This window comes from Polaromonas sp. YR568, assembly GCF_943369675.1.
Classification (GTDB): Bacteria; Pseudomonadota; Gammaproteobacteria; order Burkholderiales; family Burkholderiaceae_C; genus Polaromonas.
In genome coordinates, this window is sequence record NZ_CALROB020000033.1 from 16566 (window position 1) to 33491 (window position 16926).

The window sequence follows — 16926 nt, forward strand, 5'->3', positions numbered from 1 at the left end:
TCGGAAAAGAGGGGTGGTTTGGCAGCGCAGCCGGGCGGCCATCCATGGATGGGACGCCCGGCGCGGCGTGGTGCTTTATTTGGCGTTGCCGGTCTTCATGAACTCGGCCCATTTGTGTTTTTCGGCTTTGTCAAAAGCCGGAAAGTCGTTTTGCGCGGTGCTGGTGAGGTCCATTCCCATGTCCATGATCTGCTTTTGCACCGCCGGTTTCGCCAGGGCCGCGCGCACCGCGGCGATGATTTTGGCCTGGATGTCCTTGGGCAGTGCCGACTGTGCATACAGGGCATACCACTGGGTCACGTCGTAATCCTTGAAGCCGCTTTCGGCCATGGTGGGCACGTCCGGCAGCATGGCCGAGCGCCTGGCGCTGGTCACCGCCAGCGGCGTCAGGGCGCCGGCCTTCACATGGGCCAGGGCCACCGGCAAACCCGCGGCCATGAAGTCCAGGTGGGCGCCGCGCAGGTCCGTGATGGCCAGTGCCTCACCCTTGTAAGCCACTTCCACGATCTTGATGCCGGATTGCCGGACCAGCATCTCCCCGGAGATTTGCCCGGTGGATCCCGGGCCCATCGACGCCACGCTCAGGCCTTCGGGGGCTTTTTTGGCCGTGTCCACCAGTGCCCGCATGGACTTGATCGGCGAACTGGCATTCACCACAAACACATTGGACAGCGACGCGAGGTGGACAAGCGGCACAAATTCGGCGGGCGAATAAGGCAGCTTGCTGGGCATGGCCGGCGCGATGGCCATGATGCCGGAACTGCCGACAAACAGCGTGTAGCCGTCCGCGGGGGATTTCGCCGAATATTCGGCGGCAATGCCGCCCGCGGCCCCAAGCTTGTTCTCGACGATGACCGGCTGCTTCCATTGGGTGTTCAGCTCCTGCGCCACCAGCCGGGCCAGCAGGTCGGGGCCGCCGCCGGGCGATTGCGCCACGATCAGCCTGACGGGGCGCGAAGGATAGGGCTCTTGCGCAGCGGCCAGCAGCGGTGCGCAGGCGGCCACAGCGGCCATCACGGCGCCGAGGCCGCGTCTGGTGAATGGGAAGTTCAGCATGGTTTGTCTCTTGTCTCTTTGGTTGTGGGGAAATCATGGGCGCCGCCGGCTCTGCAGGCCGGCTATGGCGCCTGGCTTATTTGTTGAGCACAAAAATCGGCTGCGCCTGCGGCTCGGTCTCCGCCTTGATCAGTTCCTTCATCATCCGGCGCACCCGCACGGCGGCCACGTCGGACGCCAGCAGCACGGGTTTGAGCGAATCCAGGTCGGTCGTGCCCATCATTTTTTGCACCGCTTCGAGCATGGGCTTGTCCTGTTCGTGGAAGCCCACCTGCTGCCAGTTCCTGGTTTCCAGGTCGGCCTTGGGGTCGTCCAGCAGGTAGTTGCGTGAGCTGGCATAAAAATAATGCGTGGTCGTGTCGGTCTCGGGCGTCACGATGTGTGTGCCTTGCCTGCGTATGCCTTCCGCGCGCGGGCGGCCGACGGGCACCACGCCGACCTCCAGCTGGCAGGCCCCCGGCGCGTGCCAGCGAATGTTGAGCCAGTAGTCCACCGGCGCGGCCGGGTCATCCAGAAACGGAACGAAGGAAGGCGGCGCGGTCGTCGACGGGATGGAGCGCAGGCTGTCCAGCATCCTGCCTTGTTGCACCACCTCGTGTTTGGCGGCCAGGAAGTCGTCGTTCTTCTGGTACGGTGCATGCAGGTAGTTCACATGCGTGAGGTCCATCAGGTTGTCGACGACCAGTTCGTAGTGGGCCTGTTGCAGCATGAGGTCGCCGATCGTCTTGAGCCTGGGGTCCACGAGGTGGCTGTAGTCTGGAATGTCCGCGGGATTGGCCAGTTCGGGCTTGCCCATCCAGATCCAGACCAGGCCGTGCTGTTCCACCAGGGGATAGGCCTTGACCCTGGCCGCGGAGGGGATCTTGTGGTCGCCGTGCGGATTTTCCACACAGCTTCCCGTGCAGTCGAACTTCAGGCCGTGGTAGCCGCATTCGACGACGTCACCCACCAGCTTGCCGAGGTGCAGGGGCGCGAACCGGTGCGGGCAGCGGTTGCCGATGGCGGTCGCCTCGCCGTTTTCCTTGCGGTAGAAAAGCACCGGCTCGCCCAGCAAGGTGCGCGGTGTCAGTTCACGGGTAATTTCGCAGGCCCAGGCGCCGACGTACCAGGTGTTGCGGAGAAATGCCATTGTTTTCCTTCGTGGGGGCTCGGCCTTTGCAGGCCGTTGAAGTCCCCGATCTTAGGAAGGAGGCGAGCCACGCACAAACGAAAGCTTGGCAGCTCAGAGTTGAGAAAAGCTCAACTCCGGCCGGTTTGCGGTGTGAACTCGCTCAGCAGCCATTCACGAAAAGCCAGCACCTTTCCGGCCAGTTCATGTTCTTCAGGGTAAACGAGGTAATAGGCGCCGGGCCCTTTCGCGGCCAGCGGCCACGGCTGCACCAGGCGGCCGGTTTCCAGTTCCTTGGTAACCATCTCGGGGTCAACGACCGCAAGGCCCAGGCCGGCCTCGGCGGCTTCAATCACCAGGTTGCGGCTTTCCAGTGTCAGCAGCCGCGGCAAGGGGTCCGGCGCAACACCGGCTTTTTGCAGCCACAACTCCCAATCCTGCGGCCGGGGCTTGGCCTCCAGCAGCTGGTGGCCGTGGATGTCTTCGTAGCGCTCAAGCGGCCGCTGCGCCAGGACCGCGGGCGCGCACACCAGCACCAGGTATTCGTCGCGCAAAAAATCCGCCGTCAACCCGCGCCAGCCGCCGTCGCCATAAAACACGGCGCAGTCCACGTTGTCGCGGTCGAAGTTCGCATCGACGCGGGACACCCGGATTTCCGTATTCGCCACCTGCGCCGGGAAACGCGAGAAGCGCGGCAACAACCAACGCGAGGCGAACGTGTGCAGGGCGCTGACCACCAGCGGCCTGTCGCCAGGCTGGCTTGCCGCGTCACGCAGCGCCAGCGCAAGCTGGCTGAGGCTTTCATCCACCTGCGCATGCAGCTTGCGCCCGACGTCGGTGAATTGCAGCCCGCGGCCGTTGCGCGCAAACAGCTTGGTTCCCAGCCGTTCTTCGAGCTGGCCAAGCTGATGGCTCAAGGCAGAGGGCGTCAGGTGCAGTTCTTCAGCCGCGCGGGCCAGGCTCAAATGCTTGCCGATGGCCTGAAAGCTGCGCAGGTGGTTGAGCGGAGGGGTTGGCGTGCGGAATGCCATGGCGAAGGGTGATGACGGAGGTCTCCGTGCTGCCTGAACGGTCAGCGGCTTACGATCATCCGCGCACCCAGCCCGACGAATACGGCGCCGGCCACGCGGTCCAGCCATGCGGCGGCACGGGGCGTGCGGGTCAACCACGCGCCTATGGTGCCGGCGAAGTAGCCCAGCAGGCCGAACACCACGGCTGCCTGCGCCGTGAAGACAAGGCCCAGGATCCCGAGCTGCCACTCGACGTGTCCCTGGGCCTGGTCGACGAACTGCGGCAGGAAGGACAGGAAGAAGAGCACCACCTTCGGGTTGATGGCGTTGACCGCGAGGCCCTTTGCAAAAAGCTCACGGGCCGTTCCCTCCCGGGAATTGGCGGCGGCCGCGGTGCCGGCCCCGGCGTGACGGATAGCCCGGACGCCGAGCCAGACGAGGTAAGCGCCGCCTGCCCATTTCAGGAGCAGGAAGGCTGTGGGGGAGGCCGCGACGATGGCGCTGACGCCAATGACTGCCAGCACGGTATGGCTCAGGCAACCCGATGCGCAGCCCAAGCCGAAGGTCATGCCCAGGCGCCGTCCCTTGGACATGCCCAGTCCCAGCACCATCAGGTTGTCGGGCCCCGGCGTGATCGTGATCAGGAGGGCTGTGAGCAGGAAGGGGAGGAGTTGGGACGCAGTGACCATGGTTTTGATGATACTTCCAGGCGGTACATCGCAAGCCTGGACGCGGTACGCGGGCCGTTCACATATTCCGCCGGTACTGCCCACCCACCTCAAACAGCGCATTGGTGATCTGCCCCAGCGAGCAGACGCGCACCGCATCCATCAGCACTTCGAAGACGTTGAGGTTTTCGATCACGGCCTGTTGCAGGCGTTTGAGCATGGCCGGGGATTCGGCGGCGTGGCGGCGGTGGAAGTCGTCCAGGCGCTTGAGCTGGTTCTGCTTTTCTTCTTCGGTGGAGCGGGCCAGTTCGAGCTTGTCCTGCACGACTTCGCCGTGCGGGTTGCGGAAGGTGTTGACGCCGATGATGGGCAGCTCGCCGGTGTGTTTGAGCATCTCGTAGTGCATGGACTCGTCCTGGATGCGGCCGCGCTGGTAGCCGGTTTCCATGGCGCCCAGCACGCCGCCGCGCTCGGCGATGCGCTCGAACTCCAGCAGCACGGCTTCCTCGAGAAGCTCGGTGAGCTCCTCGATGATGAAGGCGCCCTGTGAGGGGTTCTCGTTTTTGGCCAGGCCCCATTCGCGGTTGATGATGAGCTGTATGGCCATGGCGCGGCGCACTGATTCTTCGGTGGGCGTGGTGATGGCTTCGTCAAACGCGTTGGTGTGCAGCGAGTTGCAGTTGTCGTAGATCGCGATCAGCGCCTGCAGCGTGGTGCGTATGTCGTTGAACTGGATTTCCTGCGCATGCAGGCTGCGGCCGGAAGTCTGGATGTGGTATTTCAGCTTCTGGCTGCGCTCGTTGGCGCCGTACTTTTCCTTCATGGCCACGGCCCAGATACGGCGCGCGACGCGGCCCATCACGGTGTATTCCGGGTCCATGCCGTTGCTGAAGAAGAAACTCAGGTTGGGCGCGAAGTCATCAATGTGCATGCCGCGCGCCAGATAGGCTTCAACAAAGGTGAAGCCGTTGGACAGCGTGAAGGCCAGCTGGCTGATGGGGTTGGCGCCGGCTTCGGCGATGTGGTAACCGCTGATGGAGACGCTGTAGAAGTTGCGCACGCGGTTGTGCACGAAGTACTGGGCGATGTCGCCCATGACTTTGAGGCTGAACTCGGTCGAGAAGATGCAGGTGTTCTGGCCCTGGTCTTCTTTCAGGATGTCGGCCTGCACCGTGCCGCGCACGTTTTCCTGCACCCACTCGCGGATCTTGGCGGCCTCGGTTGCCGTCGGGTCGCGGCCGTTGTCTTTTTTGAATTTTTCCAGGTTCTGGTCTATGGCCGTGTTCATGAACATGGCCAGGATGCTGGGCGCCGGGCCGTTGATGGTCATGGAGACCGAGGTCGACGGGTGGCACAAATCAAAGCCGTCGTACAGCACCTTCATGTCGTCCAGCGTGGCGATGGACACGCCGGAATTGCCGACCTTGCCGTAGATGTCGGGGCGCAGGGCCGGGTCGTTACCGTAGAGCGTGACCGAATCAAACGCAGTGGACAGGCGCTTGGCGGCCATGCCTTCGCTGAGCAGCTTGAAGCGGGTGTTGGTGCGGAAGGGGTCGCCTTCGCCGGCGAACATGCGGGTCGGGTCTTCGCCTTCGCGCTTGAAGGCGAAGGTGCCGGCGGTGTAGGGGTAGCTGCCGGGCACGTTGTCCAGCATCAGCCACTTGAGGATTTCACCGTGGTCTTCGTACTGCGGCAAGGCCACCTTGCGGATGGTGGTGCCCGAGAGCGACTTGGTGGTCAGCGCGGTGCGGATTTCCTTGTCGCGGATTTTCACGACGTATTCGTCGCCGGCGTAGGCGGCCTGCATGGCTGGCCATTGCGTCAGCAGGGCGCGAGCGTCGCCGTCCATGCGGGTGTTGCGTTGGCCTGCCAGGTCCAGCGCGGCCTCGGCGGCCGTGGCGCGTTCGGGCTTGCCTTCCGTGAGCATGGCGGCTGCCGCCTTGAGCTGCTGAACCTCGCGCGCCAGCTGGGCCTGGGCGCGGGCACGCTTCTTGTAGCCGCGCACGGTGTCGCTGATTTCGGCCAGGTAGCGCGTGCGCGCGGCCGGCACCACGGGTGTCTGGTTGGTGCTGTGGCGCACTTCGGCGGCGGGCAGTACGCCGGCTTCAAGCGCCAGGCCCAGCGCGGCCAGGCGCGGCTTGAGCGCCTGGTACAGCGCGGTCACGCCGTCGTCGTTGAAGCGCGCGGCCATGGTGCCGAAGACCGGCATTTTGTCGGCTGGTGTGCCCCAGGCTTCCTTGTTGCGCTGCACTTGTTTGGAGACGTCGCGCAGGGCGTCTAGCGAGCCCTTGCGGTCGAACTTGTTGATGGCGATGAACTCGGCGAAGTCCAGCATGTCGATTTTTTCGAGCTGGCTGGCGGCGCCGAACTCGGGCGTCATGACGTACATGGGCACGTCCACATGCGGCACGATGGCGGCGTCGCCCTGGCCTATGCCCGAGGTTTCGACGACGATGAGGTCAAAGCCCGCGCATTTGCAGGCGGCGATCACGTCGGGCAGGGCCTGGCTGATTTCGGAGCCAAAGTCGCGTGTGGCCAAGCTGCGCATGAACACACGCTGGCCGCTGTCGGCGTTCTTTTGCCCGGCGAGCGGCACCGTCCACGGGTTGATGGCATTCATGCGGATGCGGTCGCCGAGCAGCGCACCGCCGCTCTTGCGGCGCGAGGGGTCGATGCTGATGACGGCCACGCGCAGCTTGTCGTTCTGGTCCAGGCGCAGGCGGCGTATCAGTTCGTCTGTCAGCGAGGACTTGCCGGCGCCGCCGGTGCCGGTGATGCCGAGCACGGGGATCTTGCGGGTGGCGGCTTGCGTGCGCACCTTGTCGACCAAGGCTGAATCTGCTTTTCCGTTTTCCAGCGCAGTGATCAGCTGGGCCAGCGCCCGCCAGTTCATCTCGCCGTGGCCTTCAATGGCCTTGACGGTTTTGGGCGCGAAGCCGGTCAGGTCCTTGTCGCAGCGCATGACCATCTCGCCGATCATGCCGGCGAGGCCCATCTTCTGGCCGTCTTCGGGGCTGTAGATGCGCGTGACGCCGTAGGCATGCAGTTCGCGGATTTCGGGCGGCACGATCACGCCGCCGCCGCCGCCGAAAACCTGGATGTGCTCGCCGCCGCGGCTTTTGAGCAGGTCGACCATGTACTTGAAGTATTCGACGTGCCCGCCCTGGTAGGAACTGATGGCAATGCCCTGCGCGTCTTCCTGCAGGGCGGCTGTCACGACTTCGTCGACGCTGCGGTTGTGGCCCAGGTGGACCACCTCGGCGCCCATGCTTTGCAGGATGCGCCGCATGATGTTGATGGCGGCGTCATGGCCGTCAAACAGGCTGGCCGCCGTGATGAAGCGCACCTTGTGGGTGGGGCGGTAGCTGGCGAGCGCTTTGTATTCAGCGGACATGTCGGTCATGCGTGTCTCCGGGCGGGCGATGGAGCCCGCTGATCTGTGATCTGTTAAGTTGACGTTTACGTAAACGTCAATCTTAGCCGGTAAGCCGGCACCGATCAAGTGTGCGCCCGCAGGCCTTTTTCCGCCAATGCGGCGGGGATCAAGGGGGAAACCGGGAAAAGCAGGCTTGCAGCGCCTCATCCGCCTTGGCCCTGCCTTTGCCCGGTGTGCCGCGCGGCGGCAATGGTGCTTCCGCCTGGCGCCTGCGCCTGCCGACTGTGCCGGCGCAAAACCAGTTGGACCTGGCCCTGGGCATCGCGGTGTTTGCGCCGGGGATTTCGGCCACCTCGTTTGTGTTGTCGCTGGGGCCGGCCCTGCTGTCGGGGCTGCTGCATGTCGGCAGTCCGCTGGCGGCGGGCGGCACGGTTTGCTTGATGTTGATGAGCGCGACCGGCGTGCAGTTCGCCGTCAAACGCCTGTCCATCCGTACGGTATTGCTGCTGGGTGCGGCGGCGACGGCCCTGGCGATGGCCGCATGGTCGTGGCTGTCCAGGCCGTGGCGCCGGCCATGCTGCTGGCCGCCGCCGTCTTTGCGGGCATGGGCCAGGGGCTGGGCCAGCTGGGCGGGCTGACGGCGATCGGCATGAAGGTGCCGGATGGGCAGCGGGCCCAGGCCAATTCGCTGCTGAACATCGGCGCCTACATTCCGGCGGGCTTGCTGCCGGTGGCCACCGGTTTCCTGGTCGACCGGGCCGGGCTGGCGGCGGGTGCGACGGCCTTCTCCATGGTGCTGGCCGCCGCCGCCGCCGCAGCGGCAGCGTGTTTTGTCACGGCGCGTATGCCGCGATGAACCAGATGAAATCCCCACATTTTTTGAGGACGCCATGAACAAACAGGATTCAGTGAAGATCGTCGAGGCCTTCTGGGCCGCGGTATGGCAGGGCAAAGACTTTGATGCCATAGACCGGTTTTGCGTTGAGGACTTCGTCATCACCTCTGGCGGCGTGGACGTCGTCTCACGGGAAAGCTTCAAGGCGTGGGCGAAACAATTCAACCGCCTTGTCGGCGATCTTCAATTCGACGTCATCGAAACCTTCCAGAGCGAGGATGGAAGCCGGGTCGCTTCGCGCTGGCGCGAGAGCGGCCGGAACAACGGCATGTTCGGCCTGCCGGCGGCAGATTCGCGAGGACGGCAAGCTCATGCACAACTGGGTCGAGCGCGACGGCTGGGAGGCGTACAGCGCGCTGGCCAGGGCGCCGGCGTGACATAAAAAAAGGGGCGCCATGCGCCCCTTTCCTTGCGTTCACAGCTTCCGCAAGGTCAGCGGCTGTACAGCAGCTGCGGCAGCCACAGGCCGATGCCGGGGAACAGGTACAGCATCACGATGGCCAGGATCTGGATGCCCATGAAGGGCAACATGCCGAGGAAGATCTGGTTCAGCGACACGTGCGGCGGACTGACTCCTTTCAGGTAAAAGGCCGCCATGGCCACCGGCGGCGACAGGAAGGCGGTCTGCAGGTTCAGCGCCACCAGCAACCCGAAGAACAGCGGGTCCACGCCGAAGTTGTCCAGCAGCGGGATGAAGATGGGCATGAAGATCACGATGATCTCGGTCCATTCCAGCGGCCAGCCCAGCACGAAGATGATGACCTGCGACAGGATGAGGAACTGGGTCTTCGTCAGGTCCATGGACAGCACCCAGCGCTCCACCAGTTCCTGCCCGCCCAGCAGCGCGAAGGCCGCGGAGAAGATGGCGGAGCCGACGAACAGCCAGCACACCATCGCCGAGGTTTTCGCGGTGAGGAACACGCTTTCCTTGACCACGCTGAAGGTGAGTTGCCGGTACGCGATGGCCAGCAGGAAGCCGCCAAGCGCGCCGACGGCGGCCGCCTCGGTCGGTGTCGCCAGGCCCATCACGATGGAGCCGAGCACCGCCAGGATGAGGACCAGCAGGGGGAAAAAGCTGGTCAGCAGCATCTTGAAGATTTCGAGCCGCGTGAAGCTCAGCAGCGCATAGAACGCGACGAGGACGGCGGCGCCCACCCCGAGGCTGATCCAGTAGGCGGCGGGCGCCGGCACCTTTTCGGCGGCAAGGGTTTCGCCGGCCTGTACCGCGGGTGCGGCTGCGGGCGCGGCGCCCGGGGGCTCTTTCACGCCCTCGGCCACGGGTTCTTTCACGCCTTCGGCGGGAGGCGCGTTCAAGGCGCCTTCCACCGGCGGTTCCTGCAGGCCGCTTTCGGCCGGCGGTTCTTTCAAGCCTCCTTCGCTGGGCGGCTCGGCGAGCCCGCCGCTGCGTTCCGCGGCCGGCGCGTCGCCGATGCGCTGCAGGGTGGACACCTCCTCAACCACCGGGTTGGTGACGCCCTGGTAGCTCCACAGGGCGACAAAAGCAAACAGGATGGCCGGCAGCGCGACGACCAGCAATTGCCTGAGCACATAACTTGTCGGCACATCGGCGTTGCGCTTGCCTTTCAAGGCCTTGAGCAGTGTGGGCAGGGCCAGGCTGGCATGCGAGGGCGCGATCTTCTCGGACAGCGGCGGCAAGGGCACGAAACGGTCTTCGGCCGAAAGAGGCGGGGCCATGGAGGGCCGCAGCTTGGCGATGATGATCACATAGAGGATATACAGCCCCGCCAGCATCAGGCCCGGGAAGAACGCGCCGGCGTACAACTGCACCACCGAAACGCCGGCGGTCGCACCGTAGACGATCAGCAGCACCGACGGCGGAATAAGAATGCCCAGGCAGCCGCCGGCCGTAATGGCGCCGGCGGACATCTGCACGCTGTAGCCCGCACGCAGCATGGCCGGAAGGGCCAGCAAGCCCATCAGCGTCACGACCGCGCCTACGATGCCCGTCGCCGTCGCGAAGATGGCGCAAGTCACCAGCGTCGCCACGGCAAGTGCGCCAGGGAGGCGCGACATGGCCAGGTGCAGGCTGCGAAACAGTTTCTCGATCAGGTTGGCGCGCTCCACGAGGTAGCCCATGAACACGAACAGCGGGATCGAGATGAGCACGTCGTTGCTCATGGTCTTGAACGCGGCCTGCACCATCAGGTCCAGCGTGTGCGTGGTGTTGCGGTCGTACGCCAGCCACGTGAAAATCATGCCCATGCCCATCAACGTGAACGCGGTGGGGAACCCCAGCATGATGGCCACGACCACCAGTGAGAGCATCAGCAGGCCGATGTGGCCGCGCTCGATGACCGGCACGGCAAAAAGCATGTAAATGGCGGCGAGGACGATCAGCGCCATCAGGCTGAAGCCGAACCACAGTTCCTTGCGGATTTTCATCGGGGAGCCCCTTCCTTGACCACGTACTTGTCCAGTGCCTGGATGTCTTCATCCCTGACGTTGACCATCGCCTTGAGTTTGCCCACATCCACTTCCTCGACGTCCTCGCCCCGGGAGGGCCAGTAACCCTGGCGTATGCAGATCACGCAGCGGGCGATCTCCACCAGGCCCTGCATCAACAGGATGAGGCCGGCGAACGGGATGAAGAATTTGAACGGGTACAGCGGGATCGGATCCGCGTTGAAAGTCTGCTCGCGGATGGCGAGTGAGTCGGTGAAATAGTTCCAGCCGGCCCAGGTCAGCGCGACCACGCCGGGCAGGAAGAACAGGATGTACAGCGCCAGGTCCAGCGAGGCCTGCGTGCGGGGGCGAAAGAAGCCATAAAGCACGTCGCCGCGCACGTGGCCGTTCTTGGACAGCGTATAGCCGCCGGCCATCATGAACAGGATGCCGTACATCATGATCTGCGCGTCCAGCATCCAGCCGTGCGGCTTGCCCAACACGTAGCGGGAGAAGACTTCCCAGGAAATAGCCACCGTCAGCACGACGATCGACCAGGCGAACAGCTGGCCTATCCAGGTGGACAGCCGGTCCACCGCCAGCAGGAGTTTTTGCATGTTATGTATTTCCAATCAAAGAAAAGGGCGGCTGTCCCTTCAGGCAGCCGCCCCAGCCTGTCAATCCGTCATCAGGCTTTCTTGGCGCCCTTGCCGAAATAGCGGTCGTACGCCATGCGGAAGTTGATGTTGTAGTCGTTGTCCCAGGCCACGGCGCGTTCGGCGAAGGCGCGCTGCGAATCCAGCACCTTCTTGAACAGCGGGTTCTCCCCGGCCTTCTTGCCGATCACCTTGTCCCACGCGTCCAGCTGGGCCTTGAGGATGGAGTCCGGCGTCTTGTAGAAGTTGACCTTGGCCTTTTTCAGCTCGATGTAGTCGCTGGAATTGCGGTCGATCATCTTCCAGCTCATGTCGGCGCTGGCGGCCTGCACGCCATAGGTGATGATGGCCTTGAGTTCGGCGGGCAGCGCGTTGTACTTCGTCTTGTTGAAGAGGATCTCGAACTGTTCGCCCGACTGGTGGAAGCTTTGCAGCATGCAGTTCTTGGCCACGTCCGGGAAGCCCAGCACACGGTCGGAAGATGCGTTGTTGAACTCGGCCGCGTCGATCAGGCCGCGGTCCAGCGCGGGGACGATCTCGCCGCCGGGCAATGGGTTCACCGCGGCGCCCATGTCGTTGAACACGTCCACGGCCAGGCCGACGGTGCGGAACTTCAGGCCCTTCATCTGGGCAACCTGCGACACAGGTTTCTTGAACCAGCCCAGGGGTTGCACCTGCATCGGGCCGTACAGGAAAGAGACCACGTCCATGTTGATGGACTTGTAGATTTCTTCCAGCAGGGCCTTGCCGCCGCCGTACTCGTGCCAGGACAGGACCATGTTGGAGTTCATGCCGTAGGCCGGGCCGGACCCCCACAGGGCCAGCGCCGAATTCTTGCCGTAGTGGTAGGCCACCACACCGTGGCCGCCGTCCAGCGTGCCCTTGTTTACGGCTTCCAGCAACTGGAAGGCCGGCACCACCGCGCCGGCCGGCAGCACTTCGATCTTCAGGCGGCCGCCGGCCATGTCATTGACCTTCTTCGCGAAGTCGTTGGCGTACTCATGAAAGATGTCCTTGGCCGGCCAGGTGCTCTGGAAGCGCAAAGACGTTGTCTGCGCCATGGCGACCATGGGGGCGGACATGGCGCCCGCGGCGATCGCGGCGCCTTTCAGCAGGCCGCGCCTGCGGGGGCTTTTGCTCTCGGTCATGACTTGTCTCCTGTTGTTGAAAAACGTAAGAGCACTCATCATTCCGCCTTGCCCAAGGCTTACAAAGAGGGTTTCCACCAACGCACGCCGCTGATTGCCCGTTCGATTACCCCTGCTCAGGGTGAAACAGTTTTTGCAACCCAAGCAGGAATCGGCTGCAACTTGCCCGACGCGGTGTCGGACTCCTTGCAATCTTCTGGACCAGCAGACGCGGGCGAACCGGCTCCGCCGGGCGCCTCGCGTCGCCCCCTGCAAGGGGGGAGGGAACTACACGAAGCGCAGCGAAGTGAGGACGACGGGGGTGTGCGGCGTACTCCCCTGCAAGGGGGGAAGGAACTACACGAAGCGCAGCGAAGTGAGAACGACGGGGGTTATTGAAATTTCAGTCCATTGAGCGAGGGATCGCCGAGTGGAAAGCGCAGGCCCAGTTGCACCAAGGTGGCGCGCACCACGGTGGCGATCATCAGGTTGCGGTGGGTTTTGGAGTCGGACGGCACGACCGTCCACGGCGCCCACGGCGTGCTGGTGGCGCCCAGCAGGTCTTCGTAAGCCTGCTGGTATTGTTTCCACTGCTTGCGCGCTTCGAGGTCGTCCATGTTGAATTTCCACTGCTTGGCCGGATCGTCCAGCCGCGCCTGCAGGCGCTCACGTTGCTCGTCTTTGCTGATGTGCAGCATGAACTTGAGGATGACCGTGCCGGTCTGCGCCAGCAGGCGCTCGAAGTCGTTGATGTGGCGGTAGCGCTCGGCGGTCTGCGCCGGCGTGATCCAGCCCTTGACGGGCGGCACCAGCACGTCTTCGTAGTGGCTGCGGTTGAAGATGGTGATCTCGCCGGACGCCGGCACCTGCCGGTGGATGCGCCACAGGTAGTCGTGCGCGCGTTCTTCCTCGCTGGGCGCCTTCCAGCTCACGGTGTGCACGCCCAGCGGGCTGATGCGCCCGAACACGCCGCGCATGGTGCCGTCCTTGCCGGCGGTGTCCGTGCCCTGCAGGATGACGAGCAACTTGAAGCGCTTGTCGGCGTAGAGCAGGTTCTGCAGTTCGTCGAGCTCCACCGCCAGGGTGTCGACCACGGCCTTGTCGCGCTGCTTGTCGCCGTTTGAAAAAGGTTTGGCCGCCGGGTCGAAGCCGGCCAGCGACCAGGCCTTGCCGGTTTTTTTGCCTGCCGGCGCAAGGCCGTCCGCGCCGGTTTGCGGTGGCTGCCATTTGGCCAGCATTTTGGCCAGGGCCTTCAGCGCAGCCTTGCCGGCCGGGGTATCGGGCGCCGCAGAGAAGTCAACGGGGTCAGTGGGCATGGGGGTCTCCGGTTGTGGGCGGGCTTGCCGGACTGATTGTGCATGCGCGGCGGTGCGGCCGCGTTGGCTTTTCCCCTGATGGTTTCGCGGAAGGCGGCGGGGGAATAAACTTGGATTTTGAGGGGGCCGCGTTCGCGCGCCGGCTCCCGGTTTCACATTCCTTCACGCTCACATGACAAGGTGCCGACATGACAAGCCCAACTCCCGCGAATGATTCCTCCCCGCTTCAGGTCCGCCCGGCCGCCGGCTACGCGGGCGATGTTCCCGCGCGCCTGGCGCTGGCGTGGGTGCAGTCGGGCGAGGCCGTGCTGGTGGACGTGCGCACGGACGCCGAACGTGAGTGGGTGGGCTACGTGCCCGGCGCGGTGCCCCTGGCCTGGAAGCAGTGGCCGGGCATGGCCATGAATGCGGGCTTTGACGAAGGCTTGAAAGCGGCCGTGCCGCCCGGCAAGAAGGCGGTGCTGTTGTGCCGTAGCGGGGTGCGCTCGGTGGCGGCCGCCAAACGCGCTGCTGAATTGGGCCTGGAGGCCTACAACATCCTCGAGGGCTTTGAAGGCGATGCCGATGAACAAGGGCAGCGCGGCCGCAAGGGTGGCTGGCGTTTTCAGGGCCTGCCGTGGAAACAGGGCTGAATACCGCAAGCCCTGTCCAGGCCCGGTAATTTCCTGGCTTTTCCGTACCTTTGGTAACTTGAGTATGTAAGTGAATAGCCTAAGCAGTTTTAAAAATGAAGTGAATAGTTCACACCACGTAGGCTGAATTTTGGTGTATTGGCGCACCCCCTGTCAGAACTGACAGGGGGTTACACGTATCAATTTGTTTGAGCGCTTTCAATGGGGGTTCCTCTTTCTAACGGAGCTTCCATGCAAGTACTCGAACGCGAACAATCCCCTGCCGCCAAGGCGCCTTCCAACCCCGCCCTCGGCTCCCGGCTGACCCAGCGTATCGCGCGCGATTTCAAGCCGCGCTGGGACCAGCAGTGGGGCGGTAAGTTCATGCTCCACGGCCGCACGCCGGACTCCAATGCCATACGCCTCGACGGCAACGACTACCTCAGCGTGACGGGCCATCCGCAGATCGTCCATGCGCAGGTCGAGGCCTTGCGCAAGGAGCAGGAGTTTGTCGTCCAGTCCGGCGTCTTCCACCTGAACCAGCACCCGACGCACACGCTGGAAATGGCGCTGGCCGGCTGGGTCGGCAAGGACGACGGTTTTATCTGCCAGTCGGGCTACGCGGCCAACGTCGGCCTGCTGCAGGCGATCGCCGACGCGCAGACGCCGGTCTACCTGGACACCCTGGCGCATGCCTCGCTCTGGGAAGGCGCCCACGCGGCGCGCGCGCCGGCCTTCGCCTTCCGCCACAACGACCCGGGCCACCTGGCGCGCATGATCGCGCGCAACGGCCCGGGCATCGTGGTGGTGGATTCGGTCTACAGCACCACGGGCGCCGTCACCCCGCTGGTGGAGATCGTGGACGTGGCCGAGCAGAACGGCTGCATGATCCTGGTCGACGAATCCCATTCGCTGGGCACGCACGGGCCGCAGGGCGCGGGCCTGTGCGCCGAGCTGGGCCTGACGGACCGGGTGCACTTCATCACCGCCAGCCTGGCCAAGGCTTTCGCGGGCCGCGCCGGCTTTTTCACCGCGCCGGCGCACATGCGTTACTACATCCTGTGCTCGAGTTTTCCCAATATCTTCAGCTCCAGCCTGCTGCCGCACGAGATCGCCGGCCTGGCGGCCACGCTGGATGTGATCCGAAAGAGCGACGATGCGCGCGTGCGCCTGCATGCGAACACCCGGCGCCTGCGCGGCAGCTTGAGCGAACTCGGCTACCCCATCCACCAGGGCACGCAGCAGATCATCGCGCTGGAAGTCGGCTCGGAAAGCGACACCATGGTGCTGCGCGACCGGCTGGAGGAGCGCAACGTGTTTTCCTCGATGTTCTGTGCGCCGGCCACCAGCGCCAAGCGCGCCATGATGCGCATGACGCTGAGCGCCGGCCTGATGGATTCGGAACTGGACCACGTGGAGGCCGTGGCCCGCGAGATCGCGCCCATCGTGAAGCCCTGGGACTGGCCTATCGCGCGGCGCGCCCGGGCCGGCCAGGCCGACGCTTGAGCGGCTGGCCCCAGGAGTCTGCGCGGCAGAAGGAACATCCGCTGCAAAGCGATCGCAGCGGTCCATTTTTCAACGGTTTTTTGCCCCATGGCTGGGCTATGGGCCTGCAAACCCGGCAAAAACTGTCCTCGCCGGGCTCGCTTTTCGCTTCGATGCCTTCTGCCGCCCAGACTCCTAGTCCTGCAGCTGCCTCTCGCCGGAGGTGGCGATAAAGCGCTCGTGGCTGGTCATGAAGCCCGGGCTGAAAGGCTCGCCGATGGCAAAAAGGGCGGCATGCAGCACGGCCGGGCCGGAGGAGATGGCAAACGCCTGGCGCGGCTGCGGCTTGTGGCCGGAGCCCAGCGCCAGTTGCAGCTCCAGGTCTATGAGCTTTTTGCCCGCGGCCACGTCGCGCACGGTCGCGGCATCCCATCCCTGGGACTCGGTGATCTCCGCAAGCTCGCGCAGGTTGGCGGCCGGCTCCAGCTGCAGCCAGCTGGCGCTGCCCTTGCGGTCCAGTGCCAGCACGCCGAAAGGCGCGCCTATGACCACGTGCTCTATCCAGCCCTGGCGCAGCGCCAGGTTTTCGAGTTCCTGCGCGATGGCCGGTTCGCACAGCAGGGCATGCTGGTCGCGCGACAGCGTGGAGCGCCAGGTCTGCTGGTGCCGCCCGTCGGACTGGCGCAGCAGCGCCTGGATGGCGTCGGTCAGCCGCAGCCGGATTTCAGGGGACTGCTTGGGAATGAATTGCTCGATCAGCCCGCGGTTGAAGGCCGAGACGGCCAGCTGCTCGTCGGCGCGCCCGGTCAGCAGCACGCGCGCGCCCGACCAGCCCGTCAGCTCGCTCAGCACGCGCAGCCCGCTCATCGCCGGCATGGAATAGTCCACCACACAGACCTGCGTGAGCGCAAAACGCGCCGTGCCGTCCTCCCGCCAGTACTGCAGGATTTGCGGGATCAGCGCCGCGCCTTCGCGCCAGCGGTTGATGATTTCCTGCTGGCGCCAGGCGTCGGCTTCCCAGCGCGCCGGCTCGCGCAGCAGCAGTTCGATGCAGGCCACCGGGCGAAGGAAGAGCCGCACGTACCAGTCCAGGGGCATGACCTCGGCCAACATCTCAAGATAGTCAGGGTCGTCATCCAGGAAGACCACGCCTCCTGGCCGGCGGTAAAGGGAAAAGGACATGGGTGTCGTTTTAGGGAGTAATCAAAAATAGTT

The 16926-nt window shown here is 64.5% G+C and carries 15 protein-coding genes; 5 read left to right on the forward strand and 10 right to left on the reverse strand.

The window, feature by feature from the left end; all coding sequences use genetic code 11:
• Nucleotides 1–75: 75 nt before the first annotated feature.
• The 5 genes from ACLV8F_RS17425 to icmF all read right to left on the reverse strand — a co-directional run bounded on the left by ACLV8F_RS17425 (nt 76) and on the right by icmF (nt 7245).
• Nucleotides 76–1056, reverse strand: coding sequence for a tripartite tricarboxylate transporter substrate binding protein (locus tag ACLV8F_RS17425; protein ID WP_411885463.1), 981 nt, complete (start codon nt 1054–1056; stop codon nt 76–78).
• Between the two features lie 76 nt (nt 1057–1132).
• Nucleotides 1133–2185, reverse strand: coding sequence for a Rieske 2Fe-2S domain-containing protein (locus ACLV8F_RS17430; protein WP_411885464.1), 1053 nt, complete (start codon nt 2183–2185; stop codon nt 1133–1135).
• A 110-nt stretch (nt 2186–2295) separates the two neighbouring features.
• Nucleotides 2296–3195, reverse strand: coding sequence for a LysR substrate-binding domain-containing protein (locus ACLV8F_RS17435; protein WP_411885465.1), 900 nt, complete (start codon nt 3193–3195; stop codon nt 2296–2298).
• Nucleotides 3196–3236: 41 nt separating this feature from the next.
• On the reverse strand, nt 3237–3863 hold the full coding sequence (locus ACLV8F_RS17440; protein ID WP_411885466.1) for a LysE family translocator: 627 nt from the start codon (nt 3861–3863) through the stop codon (nt 3237–3239).
• Between the two features lie 58 nt (nt 3864–3921).
• Nucleotides 3922–7245 (reverse strand): fused isobutyryl-CoA mutase/GTPase IcmF, encoded by a 3324-nt coding sequence (icmF, locus tag ACLV8F_RS17445; RefSeq protein ID WP_411885467.1) that lies wholly within the window; start codon nt 7243–7245, stop codon nt 3922–3924.
• A 185-nt stretch (nt 7246–7430) separates the two neighbouring features.
• Between icmF and ACLV8F_RS17450 the strand changes: the two genes are divergently transcribed.
• The 3 genes from ACLV8F_RS17450 to ACLV8F_RS17460 are packed head-to-tail and all read left to right on the forward strand — an operon-like array spanning nt 7431 to nt 8495.
• The gene (locus ACLV8F_RS17450; RefSeq protein ID WP_411885468.1) at nt 7431–7856 is read left to right on the forward strand and encodes a hypothetical protein; all 426 of its coding nucleotides are present in this window, start codon (nt 7431–7433) and stop codon (nt 7854–7856) included.
• A complete protein-coding gene (locus ACLV8F_RS17455) occupies nt 7793–8074 on the forward strand; it encodes a hypothetical protein (protein WP_411885469.1) in 282 nt (93 codons plus the stop codon). The genes ACLV8F_RS17450 and ACLV8F_RS17455 overlap by 64 nt, the downstream gene beginning before the upstream one ends.
• Nucleotides 8075–8108: 34 nt before the next feature.
• Complete coding sequence (locus ACLV8F_RS17460) at nt 8109–8495, forward strand: ester cyclase (RefSeq protein WP_411885470.1); 387 nt, start codon at nt 8109–8111, stop codon at nt 8493–8495.
• A 50-nt stretch (nt 8496–8545) separates the two neighbouring features.
• Here the strand turns inward: ACLV8F_RS17460 and ACLV8F_RS17465 are convergent, their stop codons facing one another.
• The 4 genes from ACLV8F_RS17465 to ACLV8F_RS17480 all read right to left on the reverse strand — a co-directional run bounded on the left by ACLV8F_RS17465 (nt 8546) and on the right by ACLV8F_RS17480 (nt 13615).
• A complete protein-coding gene (locus ACLV8F_RS17465) occupies nt 8546–10516 on the reverse strand; it encodes a TRAP transporter large permease (protein WP_411885471.1) in 1971 nt (656 codons plus the stop codon).
• Nucleotides 10513–11133: a TRAP transporter small permease subunit gene (locus ACLV8F_RS17470; RefSeq protein WP_411885472.1), complete on the reverse strand. Its 621-nt coding sequence runs from the start codon at nt 11131–11133 to the stop codon at nt 10513–10515. The genes ACLV8F_RS17465 and ACLV8F_RS17470 overlap by 4 nt, the downstream gene beginning before the upstream one ends.
• A gap of 71 nt (nt 11134–11204) precedes the next feature.
• Entirely contained in the window at nt 11205–12320 is a 1116-nt protein-coding gene (locus tag ACLV8F_RS17475; protein ID WP_411885473.1) for a TRAP transporter substrate-binding protein, read from the reverse strand.
• A 371-nt stretch (nt 12321–12691) separates the two neighbouring features.
• The gene (locus ACLV8F_RS17480) at nt 12692–13615 is read right to left on the reverse strand and encodes a PPK2 family polyphosphate kinase (RefSeq protein ID WP_411885474.1); all 924 of its coding nucleotides are present in this window, start codon (nt 13613–13615) and stop codon (nt 12692–12694) included.
• Nucleotides 13616–13803: 188 nt separating this feature from the next.
• On the opposite strand from ACLV8F_RS17480, the gene ACLV8F_RS17485 reads away from it, so the two are divergent.
• Entirely contained in the window at nt 13804–14247 is a 444-nt protein-coding gene (locus ACLV8F_RS17485) for a rhodanese-like domain-containing protein (RefSeq protein ID WP_411885475.1), read from the forward strand.
• Nucleotides 14248–14478: 231 nt separating this feature from the next.
• The gene (gene cqsA, locus ACLV8F_RS17490; RefSeq protein WP_411885476.1) at nt 14479–15732 is read left to right on the forward strand and encodes an alpha-hydroxyketone-type quorum-sensing autoinducer synthase; all 1254 of its coding nucleotides are present in this window, start codon (nt 14479–14481) and stop codon (nt 15730–15732) included.
• A gap of 174 nt (nt 15733–15906) precedes the next feature.
• On the opposite strand, the gene ACLV8F_RS17495 is transcribed toward cqsA, so the two are convergent.
• Nucleotides 15907–16893: a response regulator gene (locus ACLV8F_RS17495; protein WP_411885477.1), complete on the reverse strand. Its 987-nt coding sequence runs from the start codon at nt 16891–16893 to the stop codon at nt 15907–15909.
• Nucleotides 16894–16926: the final 33 nt, after the last annotated feature.